This is a genomic window from Streptomyces sp. NPDC005898, from assembly GCF_040629635.1.
Taxonomy (GTDB): Bacteria; Actinomycetota; Actinomycetes; order Streptomycetales; family Streptomycetaceae; genus Streptomyces.
On record NZ_JBEXWC010000026.1, the window covers coordinates 71,388 to 94,826 of the forward strand.

Annotated in this window: 18 protein-coding genes and 1 pseudogene; 9 read left to right on the plus strand and 10 right to left on the minus strand. The window is 70.9% G+C overall.

The genetic code is table 11. The features are described from left to right. The first annotated feature begins 8 nt into the window (after positions 1-8). Together ABZ385_RS27845 and ABZ385_RS27850 are read left to right on the plus strand one after the other, a co-directional pair. Entirely contained in the window at positions 9-1,088 is a 1,080-nt protein-coding gene (locus tag ABZ385_RS27845; RefSeq protein WP_358583860.1) for an ABC transporter ATP-binding protein, read from the plus strand. Between the two features lie 26 nt (positions 1,089-1,114). Then, complete coding sequence (locus ABZ385_RS27850; RefSeq protein ID WP_358696276.1) at positions 1,115-2,155, plus strand: dipeptide ABC transporter ATP-binding protein; 1,041 nt, start codon at positions 1,115-1,117, stop codon at positions 2,153-2,155. A gap of 109 nt (positions 2,156-2,264) precedes the next feature. Here the strand turns inward: ABZ385_RS27850 and ABZ385_RS27855 are convergent, their stop codons facing one another. From ABZ385_RS27855 to ABZ385_RS27890, 8 genes are all read right to left on the minus strand, one after another. Continuing rightward, positions 2,265-2,825: a GNAT family protein gene (locus ABZ385_RS27855; protein ID WP_358913665.1), complete on the minus strand. Its 561-nt coding sequence runs from the start codon at positions 2,823-2,825 to the stop codon at positions 2,265-2,267. Between the two features lie 365 nt (positions 2,826-3,190). Next, positions 3,191-4,345: a dipeptide ABC transporter ATP-binding protein gene (locus ABZ385_RS27860; protein WP_358583855.1), complete on the minus strand. Its 1,155-nt coding sequence runs from the start codon at positions 4,343-4,345 to the stop codon at positions 3,191-3,193. Then, entirely contained in the window at positions 4,338-5,399 is a 1,062-nt protein-coding gene (locus tag ABZ385_RS27865) for an ABC transporter ATP-binding protein (protein ID WP_358583853.1), read from the minus strand. Before ABZ385_RS27865 ends, ABZ385_RS27860 begins: the two co-directional genes overlap by 8 nt. Positions 5,400-5,410: 11 nt before the next feature. After that, positions 5,411-6,370, minus strand: a complete 960-nt coding sequence (locus ABZ385_RS27870) for an ABC transporter permease (protein ID WP_358583851.1) — start codon at positions 6,368-6,370, stop codon at positions 5,411-5,413. Beyond that, the gene (locus tag ABZ385_RS27875) at positions 6,363-7,292 is read right to left on the minus strand and encodes an ABC transporter permease (protein ID WP_358583849.1); all 930 of its coding nucleotides are present in this window, start codon (positions 7,290-7,292) and stop codon (positions 6,363-6,365) included. The genes ABZ385_RS27870 and ABZ385_RS27875 overlap by 8 nt, the downstream gene beginning before the upstream one ends. A gap of 90 nt (positions 7,293-7,382) precedes the next feature. Further along, entirely contained in the window at positions 7,383-9,008 is a 1,626-nt protein-coding gene (locus tag ABZ385_RS27880) for an ABC transporter substrate-binding protein (protein ID WP_358583848.1), read from the minus strand. A gap of 512 nt (positions 9,009-9,520) precedes the next feature. Then, positions 9,521-11,395 (minus strand): translational GTPase TypA, encoded by a 1,875-nt coding sequence (gene typA / locus ABZ385_RS27885; RefSeq protein WP_358583847.1) that lies wholly within the window; start codon positions 11,393-11,395, stop codon positions 9,521-9,523. 304 nt (positions 11,396-11,699) lie between these two features. Then, positions 11,700-14,144 carry an ABC transporter family substrate-binding protein gene (locus ABZ385_RS27890; RefSeq protein WP_358583845.1) on the minus strand — a complete coding sequence of 815 codons (2,445 nt, stop codon included), beginning with the start codon at positions 14,142-14,144 and terminating at the stop codon, positions 11,700-11,702. 429 nt (positions 14,145-14,573) lie between these two features. Here ABZ385_RS27890 and ABZ385_RS27895 point away from each other — a divergent pair, with 429 nt between their 5' ends. The 4 genes from ABZ385_RS27895 (at position 14,574) to ABZ385_RS27910 (ending at position 18,606) form a co-directional block, all read left to right on the plus strand. Then, the gene (locus ABZ385_RS27895) at positions 14,574-14,894 is read left to right on the plus strand and encodes a hypothetical protein (RefSeq protein ID WP_358913666.1); all 321 of its coding nucleotides are present in this window, start codon (positions 14,574-14,576) and stop codon (positions 14,892-14,894) included. A gap of 174 nt (positions 14,895-15,068) precedes the next feature. Further along, positions 15,069-15,905, plus strand: coding sequence for a hypothetical protein (locus tag ABZ385_RS27900; RefSeq protein ID WP_358913667.1), 837 nt, complete (start codon positions 15,069-15,071; stop codon positions 15,903-15,905). Beyond that, positions 15,905-17,833, plus strand: coding sequence for a fumarate reductase/succinate dehydrogenase flavoprotein subunit (locus ABZ385_RS27905; protein WP_358913668.1), 1,929 nt, complete (start codon positions 15,905-15,907; stop codon positions 17,831-17,833). The genes ABZ385_RS27900 and ABZ385_RS27905 overlap by 1 nt, the downstream gene beginning before the upstream one ends. After that, the gene (locus tag ABZ385_RS27910; RefSeq protein ID WP_358583839.1) at positions 17,830-18,606 is read left to right on the plus strand and encodes a succinate dehydrogenase/fumarate reductase iron-sulfur subunit; all 777 of its coding nucleotides are present in this window, start codon (positions 17,830-17,832) and stop codon (positions 18,604-18,606) included. The genes ABZ385_RS27905 and ABZ385_RS27910 overlap by 4 nt, the downstream gene beginning before the upstream one ends. 31 nt (positions 18,607-18,637) lie before the next feature. Here the strand turns inward: ABZ385_RS27910 and ABZ385_RS27915 are convergent, their stop codons facing one another. Together ABZ385_RS27915 and ABZ385_RS27920 are read right to left on the minus strand one after the other, a co-directional pair. Further along, the gene (locus tag ABZ385_RS27915; protein WP_358913669.1) at positions 18,638-19,384 is read right to left on the minus strand and encodes an SMI1/KNR4 family protein; all 747 of its coding nucleotides are present in this window, start codon (positions 19,382-19,384) and stop codon (positions 18,638-18,640) included. A 57-nt stretch (positions 19,385-19,441) separates the two neighbouring features. Beyond that, positions 19,442-20,035, minus strand: a complete 594-nt coding sequence (locus ABZ385_RS27920) for an MBL fold metallo-hydrolase (RefSeq protein ID WP_358913670.1) — start codon at positions 20,033-20,035, stop codon at positions 19,442-19,444. Positions 20,036-20,174: 139 nt separating this feature from the next. Here ABZ385_RS27920 and ABZ385_RS27925 point away from each other — a divergent pair, with 139 nt between their 5' ends. The 3 genes and pseudogenes from ABZ385_RS27925 to ABZ385_RS27935 form a co-directional block, all read left to right on the plus strand. Further along, entirely contained in the window at positions 20,175-21,083 is a 909-nt protein-coding gene (locus ABZ385_RS27925) for a helix-turn-helix domain-containing protein (protein WP_358913679.1), read from the plus strand. A 120-nt stretch (positions 21,084-21,203) separates the two neighbouring features. Continuing rightward, positions 21,204-23,258 (plus strand): TPM domain-containing protein, encoded by a 2,055-nt coding sequence (locus ABZ385_RS27930; RefSeq protein ID WP_358913680.1) that lies wholly within the window; start codon positions 21,204-21,206, stop codon positions 23,256-23,258. Positions 23,259-23,315: 57 nt separating this feature from the next. Then, positions 23,316-23,414: pseudogene (locus ABZ385_RS27935) on the plus strand (PspA/IM30 family protein); the annotation flags it as partial. Positions 23,415-23,439: the final 25 nt, after the last annotated feature.

A 23,439-nucleotide genomic window follows, 5' to 3' on the forward strand; every position in this document is an offset into this window, starting at 1 on the left:
CGGATCCCATGAGCACCCCCTTCCTCTCCGTACGCGATCTGCGCGTCCACTTCTCCACCGAGGACGGCATGGTCAAGGCCGTGGACGGCCTCGACTTCGACCTGGAGAAGGGCAAGACCCTCGGCATCGTCGGCGAGTCCGGCTCCGGCAAGTCCGTCACCAACCTCGCCATCCTCGGCCTCCACCACAAGGACAGCACGGTGATCGAGGGCGAGGTCCTGCTCGACGGGCAGGAGCTCCTCACCGCCACCGAGCGGGAGCTGGAGAGGCTCCGCGGCAACAAGATGGCGATGATCTTCCAGGACGCCCTGGCCTCGCTCTCGCCGTACCACACCATCGGCCGGCAGATCGGCGAGACGTTCCGCAAGCACACCGGCGCCTCCAAGAAGGAGGCGCGGGCGCGGTCGATCGAGATGCTGACGAAGGTCGGCATCCCGCAGCCGGACCTGCGCGTGGACGACTACCCGCACCAGTTCTCCGGCGGTATGCGCCAGCGCGCGATGATCGCGATGTCGCTGGTCTGCAATCCGACGCTGCTGATCGCCGACGAGCCGACCACCGCGCTCGACGTGACGGTCCAGGCCCAGATCATGGACCTGCTCAAGGACCTCCAGCAGGAGTTCGGCACGTCGATCATCTTCATCACGCACGACCTCGGCGTCATCGCGGACATCGCGGACGACGTCCTCGTCATGTACGGCGGCCGGTGTGTGGAACGCGGCACGAAGAAGGAAGTGCTGCGCGCCCCCCAGCACCCCTACACCTGGGGCCTGCTCGGCTCCATGCCGTCCCTGGACGGGCCGGTGGACGTGCCGCTCTCGCCCATCCCCGGCACCCCGCCGAGCCTCCTCAACCCGCCGTCCGGCTGCCGCTTCCACCCGCGCTGCACGTTCACCGAGCAGGTCGGGGGCGGGCGCTGCTCCAGTGAGCAGCCGCTCCTGGAACTGACCGGGGGCCGGGGCGCCGCCTGCCACCTCACCACGGAGCAGCGGTCGCAGTTCTTCGCCGACTTCGCCGGCACCGCGGGTGCCGCGGGCCTCGTGGCCGAGGCGGGCCGCGGCGCGCACGACGCCGACCGACGCGACTGACGTACAAGAGACGGGACTTCACGACAATGAGCAGCACCACTCCCACTCCTCTCCTGGATGTCAGCGGGCTGACCAAGCACTTTCCGATCATGGGCGGGTTCCCGTTCAAGCGGAAGATCGGTGCCGTGCAGGCGGTGGACGGGCTGGACTTCGCCGTCGCCGAGGGCGAGAGCCTCGGCCTGGTCGGCGAGTCCGGCTGCGGCAAGTCGACGACGGGCCGGCTGATCACGCGCCTGCTCGAACCGACCGGCGGAAAGATCACCTACCGCGGGCAGGACATCACGCACGCCTCCCGCAAGGAGCTGGCGCCGGTCCGCTCGGAGATCCAGATGATCTTCCAGGACCCGTACGCGTCGCTGAACCCGCGCCAGACGGTCGGAAAGATCATCTCCGGGCCGATGGAGGTCAACGGCATCACTCCGAGCGGCGGCCGGGAGGCCCGCGTCCGGGAACTCCTGGAGACCGTCGGTCTCAACCCCGAGCACTACAACCGCTTCCCGCACGAGTTCTCGGGCGGTCAGCGCCAGCGCATCGGCGTAGCGCGGGCGCTGGCGCTGGAGCCCAAGCTCATCGTGGCGGACGAGCCGGTCTCGGCCCTGGACGTCTCGATCCAGGCGCAGGTGGTGAACCTGCTGCAGAAGCTCCAGAAGGAGCTGGACATCGCGTTCTTGTTCATCGCCCACGACTTGGCGGTGGTCCGGCACTTCTCGCAGCGGGTCGCGGTCATGTACCTGGGCCGGATCGTGGAGATCGCGGACCGCGAGGACCTGTACGGCAATCCTCGCCACCCCTACACCAAGGCGCTCCTGTCGGCCGTCCCCGAGGCGACCCCCGACGACGTCCCGCGCCGCGAGCGCATCCTGCTCACCGGCGACGTCCCCTCCCCGGTCAACCCGCCCTCGGGCTGCCGCTTCCGTACGCGCTGCTGGAAGGCGACGGACAAGTGCGCCTCCGAGGACCCGCCGCTGGTCCAGCTCGACGGCAACCGCGGCGGGCACCTGACGGCGTGCCACTACCCGGAGGACTCGGCCCGGCTCTCGGTCCCGGCGGCCCGCAAGTCCCTCTGACCGGCACCCGGAACCCACCCGGCACACCGGGTCCCGCCCCCGGCCACAGCCACGGAACCGGCCCGCCCTCCCCCTTGACCCGAGCGGGGCGGGGCCGGTTCCGGCGGGCTCACCCGCACTCCGGGTCCGTCGCCAGCCGGGCGTGCAGTTCCACGTCGTGGCGGACGCCGTCGTACGACAGTTTCCGGCGTTGCAGGCCCTCCACCGTGAAGCCCGCCGCCATGGCCACGCGGCAGGAGGCGGGGTTGTTCGTGCGGTGGCCCAGTTCCAGGCGGAAGAGGGCCAGTTCGGCGAAGGCCCAGCGGGCCAGCACCCCGCAGGCGTATGTGGCGATGCCTCTGCCGCGTGCGGCCGGTGTCGTCCAGTAGGAGACCCAGCCGGTGGAGTGGGTCCGGTCCACCGCGCCCACCGCGACGTTGCCCAGGGGCACGCCCGTGCGGGCGTCCACCACCGCGAGGGCGTACGCCGAGCCGGCCGCCCACTCGGCGGCGCGGCGGGCTATCCAACCGTCCGCCGCCGCCCGGGAGTCGACGGCCCTGTCGGCCTGACGGTCCATCTCCGGCGCGGCGAAGGCCGCCAGGACCGCGGGGGCGTCCTCGGGCTCCCAGGGGCGCAGGAGCGGCCTCTGCGGGGTGGACGGGGGCGGGAGCGGGGGCCGGGGCTGGTACATGGCGCTGCTTTCGGGGCGAGGTGAGGGGGTGCCGAGACGCCGGGGTGACGGGGTGACGGGGTGACGGGGTCGGGAGGCTACGGGGCGTTCGCCTCGGCATCAATCCCTGGCCGACACGTTGACGCGGGTCGCCCTCGCCCGTCAGGCGGTCCCACCGCTGCCAGGCCCGTACATACGCCTCCCGTACCGCGTCCTCCGCCTCCGCCAGGACCCCGGTCATGGCAGAGACCGTTGCCACCCGAGCGCCGTCGCCCGCTTCTGCACTGATACACGCCCGGCGACCACGGGTTGTTACACACGAAGGCGCCCCCGGCCGTGTCGGCGGGGGGCGCCTTCGTTCTCGTACCGGCCGGGGGCCGGTGATGTCATGCCGCGTGCACGACGTCCTTCTCCTCCGCGAAGTGGCACGCCGACTCGTGGGCCGCCGGGGTGTCCCGGCCCACGAAGCGCTCCGGGATGGCGAGGAGCGGGGTCTCCTCGGCGCACTTGTCCTGCGCCTTCCAGCAGCGCGTGCGGAAGCGGCAGCCGGAGGGCGGGTTCGCCGGGGACGGGACGTCGCCGGTGAGGATGATGCGCTCGCGGCCCTCGCGGGCCTCCGGGTCCGGGACGGGGACCGCGGAGAGCAGCGCCTGCGTGTACGGGTGCGTCGGGTGGTCGTAGATCTGCTCGTCGGAGCCGATCTCCGCCATCTTGCCGAGGTACATCACGCCCACGCGGTCCGAGATGTGCCGGACGATCGACAGGTCGTGCGCGATGAAGAGGTAGGAGAGGTTGAACTCGTCCTGGAGCTTCTCCATCAGGTTGATGACCTGGGCCTGGACGGAGACGTCCAGGGCCGAGACCGGCTCGTCGCAGATGATGATCTCGGGGTTGAGCGCCAGGCCGCGCGCGATGCCGATGCGCTGGCGCTGACCGCCCGAGAACTGGTGCGGGTAGCGGTTGATGTACTCGGGGTTCAGGCCGACCACGTCCAGGAGGTCCCGGACCTTCTGGCGGCGCGAGCCCTTAGGGGCCACCTCGGGGTGGATCTCGAAGGGCTCCCCGATGATGTCGCCCACCGTCATACGGGGGTTGAGCGAGGTGTACGGGTCCTGGAAGACCATCTGGATGTTGCGGCGGACCGCCTTCAGCGCGCGCCCGGACAGCTTGGTGATGTCCTGGCCCTTGTAGAAGACCTCGCCGGCCGTGGCCCGCTCCAGGGTCATCAGGAGCTTGGCGACCGTGGACTTGCCGCAGCCGGACTCGCCCACGATGCCCAGCGTCTCGCCCTGGTAGAGGTCGAAGGAGATGCCGTCGACTGCCTTGACCGCGCCGATCTGCTTCTTGAGCAGGATGCCCTGGGTCAGCGGGAAGTGCTTGACCAGGTTGCGGACCTGGAGGATCGGCTCGCCGCGCTCGACCGGGGCCTCGATGGCGGCCACGGCCTCCGTCTCGGTGGCGGCGTCGACCAGTGCCACCTCGGAGACGTTCGGCATCACGTCCTGCGGCTCCTCGGGCGGGAGCTTCTTCGGCTCAGCCATGGATCGTCTCCTTCCAGAAGTGGCAGGCGCTGCCGCGGCCCGGCAGATCCGTGCCGTCCTGCTCGGTGACCGACATCAGGGCCGGGATCTCGGTGCGGCAGATGTCCTGCGCCTTCGGGCAGCGCGGGTTGAACGCGCAGCCGCCGGGGATCTTGAGCAGGTTGGGCGGCAGGCCCTTGATCGCGTAGAGCTCCTGGCCCTTCTGGTCCAGGCGCGGGATCGAGTCGAGGAGGCCACGGGTGTACGGGTGCGCGGGGCGCTTGTACAGCTCGTGGACGGGTGCCGTCTCGACGATGCGGCCCGCGTACATCACCGCGATCTTGTCCGCGACGTCGGCGACCACGCCGAGGTCGTGGGTGATCAGGATCAGGCCCATGTTGTACTCGCGCTGCAGCTCCGCGAGCAGGTCCATGACCTGGGCCTGGACCGTCACGTCGAGCGCCGTGGTGGGCTCGTCCGCGATGATCAGGTCGGGCTCCAGGGCGAGCGCCATGGCGATCATGATGCGCTGGCGCATACCGCCGGAGAACTGGTGCGGGTAGTCGTTCACCCGCTCCTTGGCGGCCGGGATCCTGACCCTGTCCATCAGTTCGACGGCCTTGGCCTTGGCCTCCTTGCGGCCGAGTCCCTCGTGCACCCGGAACATCTCGCCGAGCTGGTAGCCCACGGAGAGCACGGGGTTGAGGGACGACAGCGCGTCCTGGAAGATCATCGCGATCTTGCGGCCGCGGATCTTCCTGCGCTCCTCGTTGGACATCTTCAGCATGTCCTGGCCGCGGAAGAGGATCTCGCCCTGCGGGATCTTCCCGGGCGGCATGTCGAGGATGCCCATGATCGCCTGGGCGGTCACGGACTTGCCCGAGCCGGACTCGCCGAGGACGGCGAGCGTCTCGCCCGCGTCCACGCTGTAGTTGACGCCGTTGACCGCCTTGACCACACCGTCTCGGGTGTGGAACTCGACGTGCAGGTCCTTGACGTCCAGGAGCCTGCCGCTCTTCTCCTCGCCCGAGCGGGGGGCGGGGACGGAATCTGTCTTCTGATCGATGCTGGTCACGTACGCCTCCCTCAGCGCAGCTTCGGGTCGAGGGCTTCGCGTACGGCGTCGCCGAGCATGATGAACGCCAGCACGGTGACACTGAGCATCCCGGCGGGGAAGATCAGCGTGTGCGGGTTGTTCCGGATGTCGCTGAGCGCGTCGGAGATGTCGCCGCCCCAGGAGAGCGCGTCGTCGCCGAAGCCGAGGCCCAGGTACGACAGTGTCGACTCGGCGACGATGTAGGAGCCGAGTGAGATCGTCGCGACGACGATGACGGGGGCGAGGGCGTTCGGCAGGATGTGCCGGAAGAGGATCCGCTTGGTGCCCGCGCCGAGCGCGCGCGCCGCCACCACGTAGTCCGCGTGCTTGGTGGTGATGACCGCGCCGCGCATCACCCGGGCGATCTGCGTCCAGCCGAGGAAGGCGAGGGCGCCGGTGATCACCGCCGCGTTGCGTTCGGTGAAGGCGTTCAGGACGACCATGGCGCCGAGCAGGAACGGGACGCCGAAGAACACGTCGACGATGCGGGACAGCAGGCTGTCCCAGATCCCGCCGAAGTAGCCCGCCAGCATGCCGACCAGGCCGCCGAAGACGGTGACCAGGATGGTCACGCCGAGGCCGACCATGATCGAGTTGCGGGTGCCGTAGACGGCCCGGGCGTAGACGCTGCGGCCCTGCCGGTCGTAGCCGAACCAGTCGGCCTGGAAGAAGTGACCGAGGTTCGGCTTCTCCAGGAAGTGGTTCGTCAGGTCGCCGTACCTGGGGTTCGCGTCGGAGAACACGCCCGGGAAGGCGGCCACGCACAGCAGCAGGAGGATCAGCGCCGCCGAGATCACGAAGAGCGGCCTGCGGCGCAGGTCGTGCCAGGCGTCGCCCCAGAGGCTGTGGGGCTTGCCGGGCGCCTCGACGGCGTCGGCGACGACCTGCTCCTCGGCCGGCGCGGTGGCCGCGATCGCCTCTTGCGGCGTGGTCTTGGCGATGTCAGGCATAACGGATCCTCGGGTCCAGGACCGCGTAGAGCAGGTCGACGAGCAGGCTGGCGAGGAGGTACACGAGGACAAGGACGGTGACGATGCCGACGATGACCGTTCCCTCGTGCTGGCCGAGCGCGCGGTAGAGGAGGTTGCCGACACCCCCGACGTTGAAGATGCCCTCGGTGATGACCGCGCCGCCCATCAGGGTGCCGATGTCCGTACCCAGGTAGGTGACCACGGGGATCAGCGAGTTGCGCAGCAGATGCCGCGAGATGATGCGGTGGCGCGGCAGACCCTTGGCGACGGCCGTGCGGATGTAGTCGGCCTGCCGGTTCTCGGCGATCGAGGTGCGGGTCAGCCGCGCCACGTAGGCGAGGCCGACCAGCCCGAGCACGAGGGCGGGCAGGATCAGTTCCCCGATGTTCTCCGAGTCCTGGACCGTCGGTGTGACCCAGCCCAGTTCGTTGCCGAAGATCAGCTGGAAGAAGAGGCCGAACACGAAGATCGGGACGGAGATCACGAGGAGCGTGAAGAGAGTCACGGTGTTGTCGATGATGCGGCCGCGCCGCACGCCGACGAGCACGCCCAGGGAGATCCCGACGACGAGTTCGAAGGTCCACGCCAGGGCGGCCAGACGCATCGAGACCGGGAAGGCCTGTGTGATCTCGTCGAGGATCGGCCGGTTGCCGGCGATCGTGTGCCCGAAGTCGCCCTGCAGCAGTCCGCCCATGTAGTGGAAGTACTGCTGCCACAGCGGCAGGTCGAGACCGCGGTCGTGCTTGATCTGTGCCACCTGCGCGGGGTCCGGCGGCTTGTCTCCCCACAGTGCCGCGACCGGGTCACCCGGGAGCACGTTGACCATCAGGAAGATCAGAAGAGTTGTCCCGATGAAGACCGGGATCATCTGGAGCAGTCGCCTCGCGACGTAACGCCCCATGGTGGTGCCTCCGTCCATTGCGGAGCCGCCCGCGAAGCGACGCCCGGGATCGCCGGGCGTCGCTTCGCGGGAGCGGAACTCCGACGACTGCTACTTCTCGAAGACCTCGACCTCGGTGAGGATCGGGTCGCCGGCCTGGTCGAACTCGACCTTCTTCACGTTCTTCGAGTACGCGGAGAGCGTCTTGTTGTACCAGAGCGGGATGCCCGGGAAGGTCTCCGTCAGGCGCTTCTCGGCCTGCTGGTAGAGCTTCGCGGACTCGTCGATGGACTTGGCCTTGTCGGCCTTGGCGGTCAGCTCGTCGAACTTCTTGTCCGAGAAGCCGCCCTTGTTGCCGTCGACGCCCGTGCCGTAGAGGTCGGCGAGGAAGTTGCCGTTGAACGGGTAGTCGAGCACCCAGCCGGAGCGGTACATCGACTTGACCTTCTTCTGGTCACGGATCTCCGTGTCCGCCGCGAAGTCGGTCACCGGGTCGCCGACGCACTTGACGCCGGTCGCGTTGGTGATCGAGTTGCAGACCGCGACGACCCAGTCCTTGTGCGGCTGGTCGGCGTTGTACTGGATGGAGATCTTGTTGCCGGGGACGCCGCCGCCGTCCTTGATGGCCTTCTTGGCCTTCTTCGGATCGAACTTGCAGTACTCGCCACAGGCGTCGCTCTGGTAGCCCTTGACGCCCTTGGCGACCCAGCCGGTGGCGGCCTCACGCGTGCCGTGGAACACCGTCTTGGCGATGGTGTCGCGGTCGATCGCCATCGACAGGCCCTGGAGGACCTTGACGTCGATGTCCTTCCACTGCTTGGTGTAGAAGGCGAAGTTGATCGTGTTGAGAGCCGAGAAGTCCATGTCGATCGCGCGGTCGCCGAAGTCCTGCTTGAAGTTGGCGATCTCGCTGTTCGGGACCAGCGGCATGGTGTCGACGTTGTCGGACTTCAGGTCGGCGTAGGCCGCCGTGTCCTTGTTGTACGCCTTGAAGTTGATGCCGCCGTTCTTGGGCTTGTCCTCGCCCTTGTAGCCGGACCAGGCGGTGACCTGGATCGACTTCTTGTGGTCCCAGCTCTTGAACTTGTAGGGACCGTTGCCGACCGGCGACTCGCCGTACTTCTTCGGGTCCTTCAGCGCGGCCGAGGGCATCGGGAAGAAGGGCTTGTAGACCAGCTTGTACGCGTAGTACGGGATGCCGTTCTTCAGCGTGATGGTGAAGGTGTTCTCGTCGACGACCTTCAGGCCGGACATGGCCTTCTTCTTGGCCTTGCCCTTGGCCGGGTGGACGTCGTCGTAGCCGACGATGTCGCGGTACCAGGAGCTGTTCTGCTGGCCGTTGGCCGGGTCGGCGGCCCAGTTCCAGGCGTCGACGTACGACTTGGCGGTGACCGCCTCGCCGTTGTGGAACTTCCAGCCCTGCTTGAGCTTGACGGTCCACACCTTGTTCGCCTTGTCGGGGGTGACCGACTCGGCGTTCTCGTACGTGATGTTGCCCTGCTTGTCGTAGTGGACAAGCCCGGTGAAGAGCGCGTCGATGACGACGCTGCCGTACGCCTCCATGGTGTTGGACGGCTGCAGGGCGTTCTGCGGCTCACCGTTGGCGTAGCTGACGATCCCCTTGGGGTCGACCTTTCCGCTGTTGCCGTTGTCGCTGTCGCCGCCACCACAAGCGGTGGCAGTCAAAGCCACAACACCGGCTATCGCGACCCACTTGGCGCTCTTGGCACCACGCATGGGGTTCCTCCTCATGAGTCCACTTGTTCACTGCGAGAGGGGGTACGGGTGATCGCGCCGACACCCCTGACGGCGAAGATCGAGTACCCCAGTGTGCTCGTGAGTCGGCGCTCCCCACAGCGCGTGACCCATTGACCCGAGCTATACGCGGTCAACTATTAGCCATGCGGTACCGGTCGACCACACCCTTTTGGTCTCGGTTCAATCACACCTGGCACGGACAACTTCCAAAATCCGGACAAACCGATCCTAGATAGATGGTTGCGAAACGGACGTGTTACCCATCTAACGGTCAGTGACGTCCGTATACCGGACACTCCGGGGGCAAAAAGGAGTTGCCGCGGGCGTCTTCACGCGACAGTGGCGGTACGTGGCCACACCGTACCGCCAGCACAAACGCGAGAGGCCGGCTTCCGCCCAACTCCCCTCGGGGGTGGTGGAAACCGGCCTCATCGGCCCCACGGGCACCGCCGGAGGTTTACCGGCCGGCGGCGCCTGTGGGAACGCGGACGTCAGCCGCGCTTGGCGCGCGACGCGGTGCGGCCGCGCTCCTTCTGGTCCAGGACGACCTTGCGGATGCGCACGGTCTCCGGGGTCACCTCGATGCACTCGTCGTCGCGGCAGAACTCCAGGGACTGCTCCAGGGAGAGCTTGCGCGGCGGCACGACGTTCTCCGTGGAGTCCGCGGAGGCGGCGCGCATGTTGGTGAGCTTCTTCTCCTTGGTGATGTTCACGTCCATGTCGTCGGAGCGCGAGTTCTCACCGATGATCATGCCCTCGTACACCTCGGTGCCGGCCTCGGTGAAGATGACACCGCGCTCCTGGAGGTTGATCATCGCGAACGGCGTGACCGTGCCCGCGCGGTCGGCGACCAGGGAGCCGTTGTTGCGCGTCTTCAGCTCGCCGAACCACGGCTCGTGGCCCTCGAAGATGGAGTGCGCGATGCCGGTGCCGCGGGTCTGGGTCAAGAACTCCGTGCGGAAGCCGATGAGGCCGCGGGACGGGACGATCCACTCCATGCGGATCCAGCCCGAACCGTGGTTCGTCATGGTCTCCATGCGGCCCTTGCGGGTCGCCATCAGCTGCGTGATGGCGCCGAGGTGCTCCTCGGGCGAGTCGATCGTCATGCGCTCGATCGGCTCGTGGACCTTGCCGTTGATCTCCTTGGTGACCACCTCGGGCTTGCCGACGGTCAGCTCGAAGCCTTCCCGGCGCATGGTCTCGACGAGGATGGCCAGCGCCAGCTCACCGCGGCCCTGCACCTCCCAGGCGTCGGGGCGCTCGGTGTCCAGGACGCGGAGCGAGACGTTGCCGATCAGCTCCTTGTCCAGGCGGTCCTTCACCTGGCGGGCGGTGACCTTGTGGCCCTTGCCGCCCTTGCCGACCAGCGGCGAGGTGTTGGTGCCGATGGTCATGGAGATCGCCGGCTCGTCGACCGTGATCAGCGGCAGCGCGATCGGGTTCTCGGGGTCGGCCAGGGTCTCGCCGATCATGATGTCCGCGATACCGGCGATGGCGCAGATGTCGCCCGGGCCGGCCTTCTCGGCGGGCTTGCGGGTGAGCGCCTCGGTCATCATCAGCTCGGTGATGCGGACGTTCTGCTGGGTGCCGTCGCGCTTGATCCACGTGACGGTCTGGCCCTTGCGCAGCTCGCCCTGCTCGACGCGGCAGAGCGCGATGCGGCCGAGGAAGTTGTCGGCGTCCAGGTTGGTGACGTGGGCCTGGAGGGGGGCCGACTCGTCGTACTCCGGAGCGGGGACGTGCTCCAGGATCGTGGTGAAGAACGGCTCCAGGCTGTCGCTGTCGGCCGGGACGGTGCCGTCCTCCGGCTTGGTCAGCGAGGCGATGCCGTCACGGCCACAGGCGTAGACGATCGGGAACTCGATCTGGTCCTCGTCGGCGTCCAGGTCGAGGAAGAGGTCGTACGTCTCGTTGACGACCTCGTCGATCCGGGAGTCCGGGCGGTCGGTCTTGTTGATGCACAGGATGACCGGCATCCGGGCCTGGAGGGCCTTGCGGAGCACGAAGCGGGTCTGCGGCAGCGGACCCTCGGAGGCGTCGACGAGCAGGACGACCGCGTCCACCATCGACAGGCCGCGCTCGACCTCGCCACCGAAGTCGGCGTGGCCGGGGGTGTCGATGATGTTGATGGTGATGGGCTCGCCACCACTCTTGGGGTGGTACTTGACGGCCGTGTTCTTGGCCAGGATCGTGATGCCCTTCTCACGCTCCAGGTCGTTCGAGTCCATCATGCGGTCGTCGAGCGACTCCGCGGCGTGGGCGGCGAAGGCACCGGCCTGCTTGAGCATGGCATCGACGATGGTCGTCTTGCCGTGGTCGACGTGGGCGACGATGGCGACGTTACGAATGTCATGGCGCGTGGGCATACAGCTGCGGTTCTCCCGGGAAGAGTGGACGGCGTCGCGTACGGTCCGGTACGCGGCCCTGCCGGGCAGACAACACGCCACGGCCTTACCCCAGTCTACGTGGCTCGCGCGGAGGCGGCCCCCGCGGGGGGTTTTCGGGGGGTGGTGACAGCTCGCCCGAGGGACGGGCGTCAGGGGTGAAACCGCAGGTCAATGGGTAGGTACGACCTTGCCCGCCGGGGTGGTCGGCGGGCAAGGGAGTTGAGCGGAATCTGAGCGTCGGTCCCGTGAAGAGATCGTGTACGTCACCTGGACGAGGCGTACGTCACTTCGCCGACGGTGAGCCCGAGGACTTGGCGCCCTGCTTCAGGAAGCCGATGTCCTCATAGCGCGGGGCCTGGAAGCCGAAGGCTCCCGCGTTGGCGAGGTTCGGCCGGGCGGCCACCAGCTGGGGGCGCTGGTAGAGCGGGATGGAGCCGGCCTCGGCCCAGATGCGGGCGTCGGCCTTGCGCACCAAGGAGCGTGACGTTTCTTCATCCAGTTCGCTCACCGCCTGGTCGAACAGCTGGTCGATGTGGTCGGTGCCGACCCGCGTGTAGTTCTGCTCGACGTTCAGGGAGCCGTCCGCGGCCGGGACCGGCTTGGCGAAGATCGGCCGGGCGTCCGTGGCCGGGAAGGCCGACGCGGGCCAGGAGTACAGGGCGAGGTCGTACTGGCCGGACGCGATGTGGTCCTTGAAGTAGCTGGTGTCGGAGACCCGCGCCGTCTCGGTGCGCACGCCGATCCTCTCCAGCATCCGCGAGATCCGGTCGGCCACCGCCCGCAGGGGCTCCGAGCCCTCTCCGGAGGGCAGTACGAAGCGCAGGGTGAGGGCCTTGCCGTCCTTGGCGAGCGGTCCGCTCGCGGCGGCGGGGGCCGCGGTGCCCTTGGGGGCGTACGCGCCAGGAGCGCCGCCCTTGGCGCGGTCCCGGGAGTGGGACTGCACGGCGGAGTGGCGGTCGTCGTGCTGCCCGGTGCGGTCGGCGGCGTCCCTCCTCTTGGCGTTCTGCTTCTTCGCGCTCGCCTTCTTGGCGCTCGTCTTCTCGGCGTTCCTCTTCTCGGCGTTCTTCTTCTTAACGTTCTTCTTCTTGGCGTTCGCCTTCTTCGCGTCCGCCTTCCGCTTCGCGTCGGACTTGTTCTTCACGTCCGGCTCGCCGGGCAGCTCCAGGACGTCGGCCTGCCGGGCGAGGGCGGCCCTCTGGTAGGCGGCGGCGGGCGCGGGAGCCAGGACGGAGGCGCTGTTGTCGGCAGGCTTGTCGTCACCCTCACCGACGACGTACGTGCCGTCGCCCGCCTCCTGACCGGAGTCGTCCCCCTCCTGACCCGCCCCGGACTGCGACCCGGAACCGGCCTCTCCGCCCGCCGTCTTCGGCTTCTTGTCCTTCAGGGCCGCGCCCGGCGTCCAGCCCGCGTCCGCGAGCAGCGCCCGCGCCTCGGCGGTGTCCTGCTCGCCGAGCGCCCCGCTGTTGTCCGCGTACGCCTCCTGCCCGGCGAGGGCGAGGTGGCTGCCGACCGGCTTCGCGGGCAGGCCGAGCGGCTTGAGCACCGCCTCGGCCAGCTCCTCGCGGTCCAGGGCGCGGGCCACCGCCCGGCGCACCCGGTCGTCGGCCAGCGGACCGCTGGAGCCGTTGAGGGCGAGCTGGGTGTAGGCGGGCTCCAGCGACTTGCGGACCACGTAGCCGGTCAGGCCCGCCTGTTCGGTCGCGTACTTCTTCACGGCCTTGCGGATCTTCTGGCGCGCCTCGGCCTCGGCCGCCGCCGCCTTCTCGTCGGAGCCGTGGGCGATGGCCCAGGAGCGCAGCGCCTTGGCGGGGGTGAGCCGGGCGGCGGGGCCTTGGGCCAGGGCGCCCTGGTCCGCCGGGTCGCGTCCGGCGAGCGAGATCCGCCCGGCTTCCGTGGCGTCGATCTCGGCGAGGTCGACCTTGCCCTTGGCCAGTGCCTCGGCGCGCTCCCCCCGCGAGACCCGGCGCAGCACCAGCTTGTCGAGCTTCGCCGGCCGGCCCCACCAGCGCGGATTGCGGCCGAGTGTCACCTCGCCGGCCTTGCGGTCGATGGCCGAGAGGGCGAAGGGGCCCGCGGTGACCTTCAGCTTGCGGCGGGCGCCGTCGTTGAAGGAGTCGGGGGCGCCCATGACCTGCTTCGGGTACAGCGGCGAGAAGAGGGAGCGCCAGTCCGCGTACGGCTTGGCGAAGGTGACCCGCACCTCCAGGTTGTTCGCGCCGCGCTCGATCTTCTCGATGCGGTCGTAGCCGGCGTTGCGGGCCGTCCAGTACGCGGTGTCCTTGCCGGACAGGGCCCGCCACTGCGCGGCGAAGTCGTCGGCGCCGATCTCCCGGCCGTCGCTCCAGACGGCCTGCTGGTTGAGCTTGTACAGGACGACCTGGCGGGGCTCGCGCTCGACGACCTTGGCCGACTCCAGGAAGTCGGCGTTGCGCTGCGTCCTGCCCTGCGCGTCGAGGCGGAACAGGTTCGGCAGGACGGCGCCCGCGATCCGCGAGGTGCCCGTGTCGGCGTCGGACTGGAAGGTGTTGAGGGTCTCGGGCAGCGCGTCGAGCGCCCAGTTCACGGTCCCGCCGTCGGCGACCATGTCCCGGCCCGCCGGGGCGACGTCCTGACCCGCGACGGGCCGGCCGGCCTCGTCGTTCGAGCTGCAGCCGGCGAGGGCGGGCAGGGCCAGCACCCCCGTCGCGAGGAACACGACAGATCTGGCCCTGACGCGGTCGTGGGACATGGGTGGTACCTCCGGGGTCCGGGGCTCGCCCGGCCGCCCGCTACCAGGACCGGGCCGGGTTTGATCACGTTTGGCGGTATATGGAGCTGATCACATCTATGGCCCCACTGAAGGTGACCGGGCGGACCGCGCGGCGGCGCCACGGCGTGCGGGCCCCCAGATGCCACCCGTGCGGCCCAATGGGCCGGGCAGCCACCTCGGCCCGCCCCCCCACCCTCACCGCCCCTACAGCCCGCCGACCCTCGCCGGCGCGGGATCGGTCGCTGCCGGTCGGGATCGGCGCGATAGGCGCGATAGGCGCGTGTCGCGGCGCATTCACCGTCCCCGATCCGGCAATCGGCGCAGATCTCTTCACAAGCCGGGATGTGACGCGCGACACTCGCAGGCGCATGAGCGTTGCCACCGCACACTCCGAAGTGAGGGCAAGTCATGGCTCTGCACGACGAACTGACGGCCGTTCAGCACCGCGCGGAGGAGCTGGCCCGCACGGTCGGCAGGCTGGAGCAGCAGGCCGGCGGCCGGCTGGCGGGCGTCGACGTGCGCCGCGTGCGCGCCGACGCGGACCGGCTGCGCGAGAGCGTCGCCCTGCTGCGCGCCTCGGCCGCGCCGCCGCTTCCGGGGGAGGGTGAGCAGCCGCGCGGGCCGGATCTCGTGACCATCTCCGACACGCCGTACGACAGCGCGCTGTGGACGAACGCCGGGGACTGCGACGACGAGGGCCTGGGCGGCCGCGACCGCCGCGCCCCCTGACGCACCGCCGCGGCGGACCCTCCCCCCCCCCCCCCCGTGAGCCACCCCGCGCGCCACCCCCGGCGGCCGGACCCGGCAGCCCATCCCGGCGGCCCACCCCGAAAGCCAGCCCCGAAAGAGCCCCGAAAGCCAGCCCCGACCCGAGGTACCCGAGGACGAAGGAGTGGAGCCTCGTTGGCCACCGGCACGGAACCCCGACCGAAGAGCGGACCGGCCCGCGGCGGCGGAGTGCGCGACGGCACGCGCGCCGCTATCGCCGCCGCCCATCTGCGGACCGACCGCTGGTGGCTCGCGCCCGCGGCGACCGCAGCCGGACTGCTCGCCTTCGTCGTCTACTCGACCTGGCGGGCCTTCGCGAACGCGGATTACTACCAGGCGCCCTACGTCTCGCCGTTCTACTCGCCGTGCCTGGCCGAGAATTGCGCGCCCATGCGCTCCGGCCCCAACTGGGAGGTCTTCGGCGGCTGGTGGGGCCTGTCCCCCGCGCTGCTCATCCTGATCTTCCCACTGGGCTTCAGGCTGACCTGCTACTACTACCGCAAGGCGTACTACCGCGGCTTCTGGGCGTCCCCGCCCGCCTGCGCGGTGGCCGAGCCGCACAAGAAGTACACCGGTGAGACCCGTTTCCCGCTGATCCTGCAGAACATCCACCGGTACTTCTTCTACGCGGCCGTGCCCGTCGCGGGCATCCTCACGTACGACACGGTGCTCGCGTTCCGCGACGAGGACTACGCGTGGGGCCACATGGGCCTCGGCACGCTCGTCTTCCTCCTCAACATCACCCTGATCTGGGCGTACACGCTCTCCTGCCACTCCTGCCGGCACATCGTCGGGGGCAAGCTCAAGCACTTCTCCAAGCATCCGGTCCGCTACCGGATGTGGCAGTGGGTCGGCCAGCTGAACGCCCGTCACATGCTGCTTGCCTGGGCGTCGTTGGTGAGCGTGGCGCTCGCCGACTTCTACGTGTACCTGATCGCGTCCGGCGCCTTCGACGATCCGAGGTTGTTCTGATGGCCCAAGTGGAGCGGCAGCAGTGGGACGTCGTCGTGGTGGGGGCCGGGGGCGCGGGTCTGCGGGCCGCGATCGAGGCGCGTGAGCAGGGCGCTCGTACGGCCGTCATCTGCAAGTCGCTGTTCGGCAAGGCCCATACGGTGATGGCCGAGGGCGGCATCGCGGCTTCCATGGGCAATGTGAACTCCGGCGACAACTGGCAGGTCCACTTCCGCGACACCCTGCGCGGCGGCAAGTTCCTCAACCAGTGGCGGATGGCGGAGCTGCACGCCCGCGAGGCCCCGGACCGGGTCTGGGAGCTGGAGACGTGGGGCGCCCTGTTCGACCGTACGCCGGACGGGCGGATCTCCCAGCGCAACTTCGGCGGACACGAGTATCCGCGTCTCGCGCACGTCGGCGACCGCACCGGCCTCGAACTGATCCGCACGCTCCAGCAGAAGATCGTCTCGCTCCAGCAGGAGGACTTCCGCGAGTTCGGTGACTACGAGGCGCGCCTGAAGGTCTTCCAGGAGTGCACGGTCACACGGGTGCTGAAGGACGGCGACCGGGTCAGCGGGACCTTCTGCTATGACCGGGAGTCGGGCCGGTTCTTCGTGCTCGAAGCACCCGGCGTGGTCCTCGCGACCGGCGGCATCGGCAAGTCGTTCAAGGTGACGTCCAACTCCTGGGAGTACACGGGCGACGGACACGCGCTCGCGCTGCTGGCCGGGGCGCCGCTGCTGAACATGGAGTTCGTGCAGTTCCACCCGACGGGCATGGTCTGGCCGCCGTCGGTCAAGGGCATCCTCGTCACCGAGTCCGTGCGCGGCGACGGCGGGGTGCTGCGCAACTCCGAGGGCAAGCGGTTCATGTTCGACTACATCCCCGATGTCTTCAAGGAGAAGTACGCGCAGTCGGAGGAGGAGGGCGACCGCTGGTACGACGACCCGGACCACAACCGCCGGCCCCCCGAGCTGCTCCCGCGCGACGAGGTCGCCCGCGCCATCAACTCCGAGGTCAAGGCGGGCCGCGGCTCGCCGCACGGCGGTGTCTTCCTGGACGTGTCGACGCGCATGCCCGCCGAGGTCATCAAGCGCCGGCTGCCGTCGATGTACCACCAGTTCAAGGAGCTGGCGGACGTCGACATCACCGCCGAGGCGATGGAGGTCGGGCCCACCTGCCACTACGTGATGGGCGGCATCGCGGTGGAGTCCGACAGCGCGGCCGCGCGCGGGGTGCCGGGGCTCTACGCCGCGGGTGAGGTCGCGGGCGGCATGCACGGCTCCAACCGGCTGGGCGGCAACTCCCTGTCCGACCTGCTCGTCTTCGGGCGCCGGGCGGGGCTGCACGCGGCGCGGTACGCGTCCGGGCTCGCCGCGCGGCCCGCGGTGGACGAGGCGCAGGTGGACGCCGCGGCGGCCGAGGCGCTGCGGCCCTTCAGCGCCGAGGGGCGGCAGGCCGGGGCGGCCCCGGAGAATCCGTACACCCTGCACCAGGAGCTCCAGCAGACCATGAACGACCTGGTCGGCATCATCCGCCGCGAGGCCGAGATGGCGCGGGCCCTGGACAAGCTGGCGGAGCTGCGGGTGCGGGCCCGGCGGGCCGGGGTCGAGGGCCACCGCCAGTTCAACCCCGGCTGGCACCTCGCGCTCGACCTGCGCAACATGCTCCTGGTCAGCGAGTGCGTGGCGCGGGCCGCCCTGGAGCGCACGGAGAGCCGCGGCGGCCACACCCGCGAGGACCACCCGGCGATGAGCCGCGAGTGGCGGCGCGCCAATCTGCTGTGCCGGCTCGCGGACCCCACCGAGGGGCTGGCGGGGACCGACGCCGTGCACGGCCAGATCGACCTCGACCGCGTGACGACGGAGCCCATCCGTCCGGACCTGCTCGCCCTCTTCGAGAAGGAGGAGTTGGTCAAGTACCTGGCTGAAGAGGAGCTGTACGAGTGAGTGCGAGTTCGTACGAGGCGCGGTTCAGAATCTGGCGCGGGGACGCGGACGGGGGCGGCCTGAAGGACTTCGGGGTCGAGGTCAACGAGGGCGAGGTGGTCCTCGACATCGTCCACCGCCTCCAGGCCACCCAGGCCCCCGACCTGGCGGTGCGCTGGAACTGCAAGGCGGGCAAGTGCGGTTCGTGCTCGGCGGAGATCAACGGCCGGCCCCGGCTGATGTGCATGACGCGCATGTCGGTCTTCGGCCGCGACGAGGTGATCACGGTGACGCCGCTGCGGGCGTTCCCGGTGGTGCGGGACCTGGTGACGGACGTCGGCTTCAATTACACGAAGGCGCGGGAAGTGCCGGCCTTCGTGCCGCCCGAGGGGCTCGGGCCCGGCGAGTACCGCATGCGGCAGGTCGATGTGGACCGCTCGCAGGAGTTCCGCAAGTGCATCGAGTGCTTCCTGTGCCAGGACACCTGCCATGTGGTGCGTGACCACGAGGAGAACAAGGCGGCCTTCGCCGGGCCGCGCTTCCTGATGCGGGTCGCCGAGCTGGACATGCACCCGCTGGACGCGGCGACACAGGCCGGCCTGGACCGCAAGCGGACCGCGCAGGACGAGCACGGGCTCGGCTACTGCAACATCACCAAGTGCTGTACGGAGGTGTGCCCCGAGGGGATCAAGATCACGGACAACGCGCTGATCCCCTTGAAGGAGCGGGCCGTCGACCGCAAGTACGATCCGCTGGTGTGGCTGGGCAACAAGATCCGGCGGCGGGGGGAGTAACCGCCGGAGCCCGCCTCCGGGGGCGGGCTCGTCAGGCCGGCGGGTGGCCGGGGGCGGCGGGCGGTCGCGCTGCCTGGCGTTCCGCGTGGTGCAGCCAGTGGAGGTACCAGGGGGCGAAGGTGAGGCGGCCCGGTCCGCCGATGATCTCGACCGGGAGCAGGCCTTCGGCAGCCGCCCTCGCGTCGTGCCACATCGTGCCGCGCGCGGGGCCGGTGAGGGCGAGCAGCGTGTAGTAGCCGCAGCCCTGGGAGCTCACGCAGAGCGTGCCCTCGGACAGGGCGTCCAGGAGTTCGTCCTCGCGGGTGTCCCAGGCGTGGAGGTCGCGGCGGAACCGTTCCTCGTCCGCCGCCGTGTCGCCGTAGTCCGCACGCAGGGGCTGCGCCTCCTGGTGGGCGGCCAGTTCGCGGGTGCGTTCGGGGCGGAAGAGGAGTGCGGAGTGGTCGCTCGCGGGCGGCGCGTCCCGCTCGGGATGCGTGCCCGGCCCGGCAGGCGTGCCCGGTTCCACGGGGGCGTCCGGCTCGACCGGCCGCACGGGGAACAGGCCGTAGTCGGGGCCCGCCCCGCCCGCGCCGACCTCCAGGAGGAAGGCGCGGTACTCCGCGGGGAAGGTCACGCCGCGATGCCGTTCGACCGCGGCGACCTGTTCCTCCGTCAGCACGGGAAGCAGCTCGAACCGGTGGCCGTACGTGTGGAAGTCCGCGCCGAACACCGCCTGCCAGTTCGGCGCCTCGCGCAGGGCGAGCACGCGTTCCCGTACCCCCGTCCAGACACCGCTCATCCCCGTCCCTCCCCCGCGCGGGCCCACCCCTGGGGCGTCCGCACGTGATCACCGTACCTAGCGGGGCGTGCTGTCGTCCGGCGTGAACGGGCCGCCGTGGCCCGGCACGATCAGGTCGGCGGCCTCGACGACCCGCTGCCGGGAGGCGCGCAGGACCTCGCGGTCCGGGGCGACCGGGTCGTCCGCCGGGCCCTGCGCGTGCCACCACAGGTCACCGGCGAAGGCCACCACGCCCTCGTCCGTCCCCGCGAGCAGCGTGATGTCCTCGGTGCTGTGGCCCGGGGTGCGGATCAGCCGGAGCGAGGGGGTGAGTTCGTGGCCCTCCGCGTCGCGGTTGCTCCACTGGTCGCCTCGGTACTCCACCTTGTGGTCGTGCACCCGGGCCCGCCCGAAGAGGCCCACGTTCATGGTGTTGTCGGGGTGGTGGTGGCTGAGCACCACGTCGGTGATGTCGTCGGGGCCGAGCCCCAGTTCCGCGAGGGGGGCGAGGATGTCGTCGCGGCTCGCGACCATGCCCGGGTCGAAGATCACGTGCCGTCCGGCGTCGGCTATGTAGGAGACGGTGGCGGCGACTCCGGGGCCGGTGGAGCCGACGTAACCGGTGGTCAGGATCGTGTACGCCGCGCTGCGGCCGAGCGGTGCTTCTGTCATGTCCTTGATCCTGCCGGGCGGGACGTGCGGGTACGAGTGGCACAGCTGCCGCTGATCGCAGGATTGCTGCCACGGCTGTCAGACTGCGCGCGTGCCTCCCTTCGAGACCATCGCCGCGTACGCCCCGCCCGGAGTCGGCATGCTCGCCGTCGGCATCGTCAGCGAGGTGTTCGGTCCGCACGGCGAGGCCGTGCCCGGCTTCGACTTCGCGCTGTGCGCCGACCGTCCCGGGGCCGTGCCCACCGATCTCGGCGTGCCGCTGAGCATCGCGCACGGCCTGGACCGGCTCGCCCGCGCCGATCTGGTCATCGCCCTGCCGGGGGCCGGCTTCCGCACCCCGCCCCCTCCCGCCGTGCTCGACGCGCTGTCGGCCGCCCACGAGCGCGGCGCGCTGGTCGCGGCCCACTGCGTCGGCGCCTTCGCCCTCGCCGCGGCCGGGCTGCTCGACGGGCGGCGGGCCACCACCCACTGGCGGTTCGCCGACCTGCTCGCCCGCCGCCACCCGGAGGTCTCCGTCGAACCGGACGCCCTCTACGTCGACGAAGGACGCGTCGTCACGGGCGCGGGCGCCGCCGCCGGCTTCGACCTCTGCCTGCACCTGCTGCGCCGCGAGCACGGGGCGGCGATGGCCAACGCGGTCGCCCGGGACGTGGTGCTGCCCGCGCACCGCGACGGCGGGCAGGCGCAGTACCTGGCCGCCCCCGCCCCCGAGGACTGCCGGGACGAGCGGCTCGCCGAGGTGCTCGCCTGGGCCCGCGCGAACCTCCACGAGCCGCTGCCCGTCGCGGAACTGGCCCGGCGCGCCATGATGAGCAAGCGCTCCTTCGCCCGCCGCTTCACCGCCGCGACCGGCACCACCCCGCACGCCTGGCTGCGGAGCCTGCGGCTGAGCGGCGCCGAGGAGCTCCTGGAGACCACGGACCTGCCGGTCGAGGAGATCGCCCGCCGCGTCGGATACGGCAGCGCGGCCGTGCTGCGCGAGCAGTTCGTGCGCCGCCGCGGGGTGCCGCCCCGCTCCTACCGCCGCTCGTTCGGCGGCACGCCCTGACGCTCCCGCGCCCCTGGGCCCGGGGGCGCGCTTCCCAGGTCGCGGCACCCCGGAGGGGGTCATACGCTCCCCCATGTGACGCCGACCCCGTCCGGAGCCTCGCGGGCAGCCGCGGTCGCCGTGGCCGTGCTGCTCGCCTGGTGTGCGCTGCCGTGCCCCTCGCCCGCCGCCGCCGAGGACCCCGTCACGCTCTCCCGCACCGGCCGGACCACCGACCGGGTGGGCGCCCTCGGGGACCGTGCGGAGGCCGCCGAGCGGGCCCTGGACCGGCTCTATGACGGCCGCGCGGTACAGCTCTTCGTCGTGTACGTACGTGATTTCTCCGGCCGTTCCGCGCAGGGCTGGGCGGACGCCACCGCCGAGCGCAACGGCCTGGGCCCGGACGACGTACTGCTCGCCGTCGCCACCCACGACCGGCAGTTCGCCTACTCGGTGGACGACGACTCACGGCTCAGTGACGCGCGGCTCCGGAAGGTCGCCACCACCGCGATCCGGCCCGCCCTGCGCGAGAACGACTGGGCCAGGGCCGCCATCGGCGCCGCGAACGGCTACCGGGCGGTCCTCGCGGGCGACCCCGTGCCGCTCCCGTCCCTCACCCCGGGGGCGGCCGACCCCGGCGGGGGCGGTTCCGGCGGTGACGAGTCCGTGGCCGGTGACCTGGTGCTGCCCGTGCTGGCGGCCGGCGCGGCCGGGGTCGCCGCGACGGTCGCCCACCGGCGGCGCAAGAAACGGCTCACGACGCGTACGACACCGGGCGGCGGCCAGGGCGGTGCGGGCGGGCGTGCGGGCAAGGACCTCACGCCGCTGCCCGAGCTGGACAAGCGGGCCCGGCTGCTCCTCGTGGAGAGCGACGACGCGATCCGTACGAGCACCGAGGAACTGGGCTTCGCGACCGCGCAGTTCGGTGAGGAAGCGGTCAGGCCCTTCGGTGAGGCGCTGGCGTACGCGCAGGCGGAGCTGACGGCGGCGTTCCGGCTGCGGCAGGAGCTGGACGATGCCTTGCCCGAGGACGAGCCGACCCGGCGCCGCATGCTGGACGAGATCCTCGCGCGCTGCGCGGCGGCCGACCGCCTGCTGGACGAGCAGAGTGCCGCCTTCGACGAGCTGCGCGCCCTGGAGAAGAACGCCGCCGGGGCCCTGGAGCACACCGAGGCGGTGTTCCGGCAGGTCGCGGCGCGTACGAGTGCCGCCGCGGACACTTTGGCGGGGCTGCGCCGGACGTACGCGGCGACCGCCACCGCGGCCGTGGTCGGCCATGTCGAGCAGGCCAAGGACCGCCTCGTCTTCGCCACCACGCACCTCAACGCGGCCCGGCAGTCGCTCGACGCGGGCGAGGGCGGCGCGGCGGCCGTGCATCTGCGGGCCGCCGAGGGCGCCGTCGACCAGGCGGGCACCTTCGTGGCCGCCGTCGACCGCCTGGCCGGTGAACTGGCGCAGGCCGCCGAGCGGCTGCCGGCCGCGCTCGCCGAGACGGAGGCCGACCTCGCCGACGCGCGCGGCCTCCTCGACGGCACCGCGGCCGGGGCGCCCACGGCGGACCTGCGGGGCCGCGTCGCCCGCGCCGAGGCGGTGGCCGCCGAGGTGCGGGGGCAGCTCGCGGCCGGCCCCCACGACCCGATCGCCGCCCTGCGCCGCGTGGAGGAGGCCGACGCGGCGCTCGACGCGGCGCTGGCGGGTGCCCGGGAGCGCGAGGTCACCGACCGGCGCTCCCGTGATCTGCTCGGCCAGGCCCTGCTCACCGCGCGCAGCGCCGTCGGGGCGGCCATGGACCACGTCACCACGCATCGCGGTGCCGTCGGCAGCGAGGCCAGGACACGGCTGGCCGAGGCCGGGCGGCTCCTGGCGCGGGCGGAGGCCGCCGAGGACGGGGACGCCGCGGCCGCGCTCGCGGCGGCCCAGCGGGCGGACTCCCTGGCCCGGCAGGCACACCAGCTCGCCGAGCGGGACGTGCGCGGCTACGGCAACCCCTACGGGGGCTTCGGCTCGGGCGGCGGGGGCATGGGGGGCGCGGTCCTCGGCGGGATCATCCTGGGCGAGTTGTCCGGGGGCGGGGGGCGCGGGGGCGGCGGCTACGGAGGCGGTGGTTTCGGGGGTGGTGGCTTCGGCGGGGGCGGGCCGGGGAGCTTCGGCGGCGGGGGGACGCGGGGGCGCCGGGGCGGGGGCGGCAGGTTCTGAGGCCCGGCGGCACATCGCGTACGTCCCTCTCGACCCTCGTATCAGGAGGACCAGGCCATGACGAAGCAGACCATCCTCGGCCGTGTGGGCCGGCTCGCCAAGGCGAACGTCAACGCACTCCTCGACCAGGCCGAGGACCCCCAGAAGATGCTCGACCCCCCGACCGGCACGGCAGACAGGG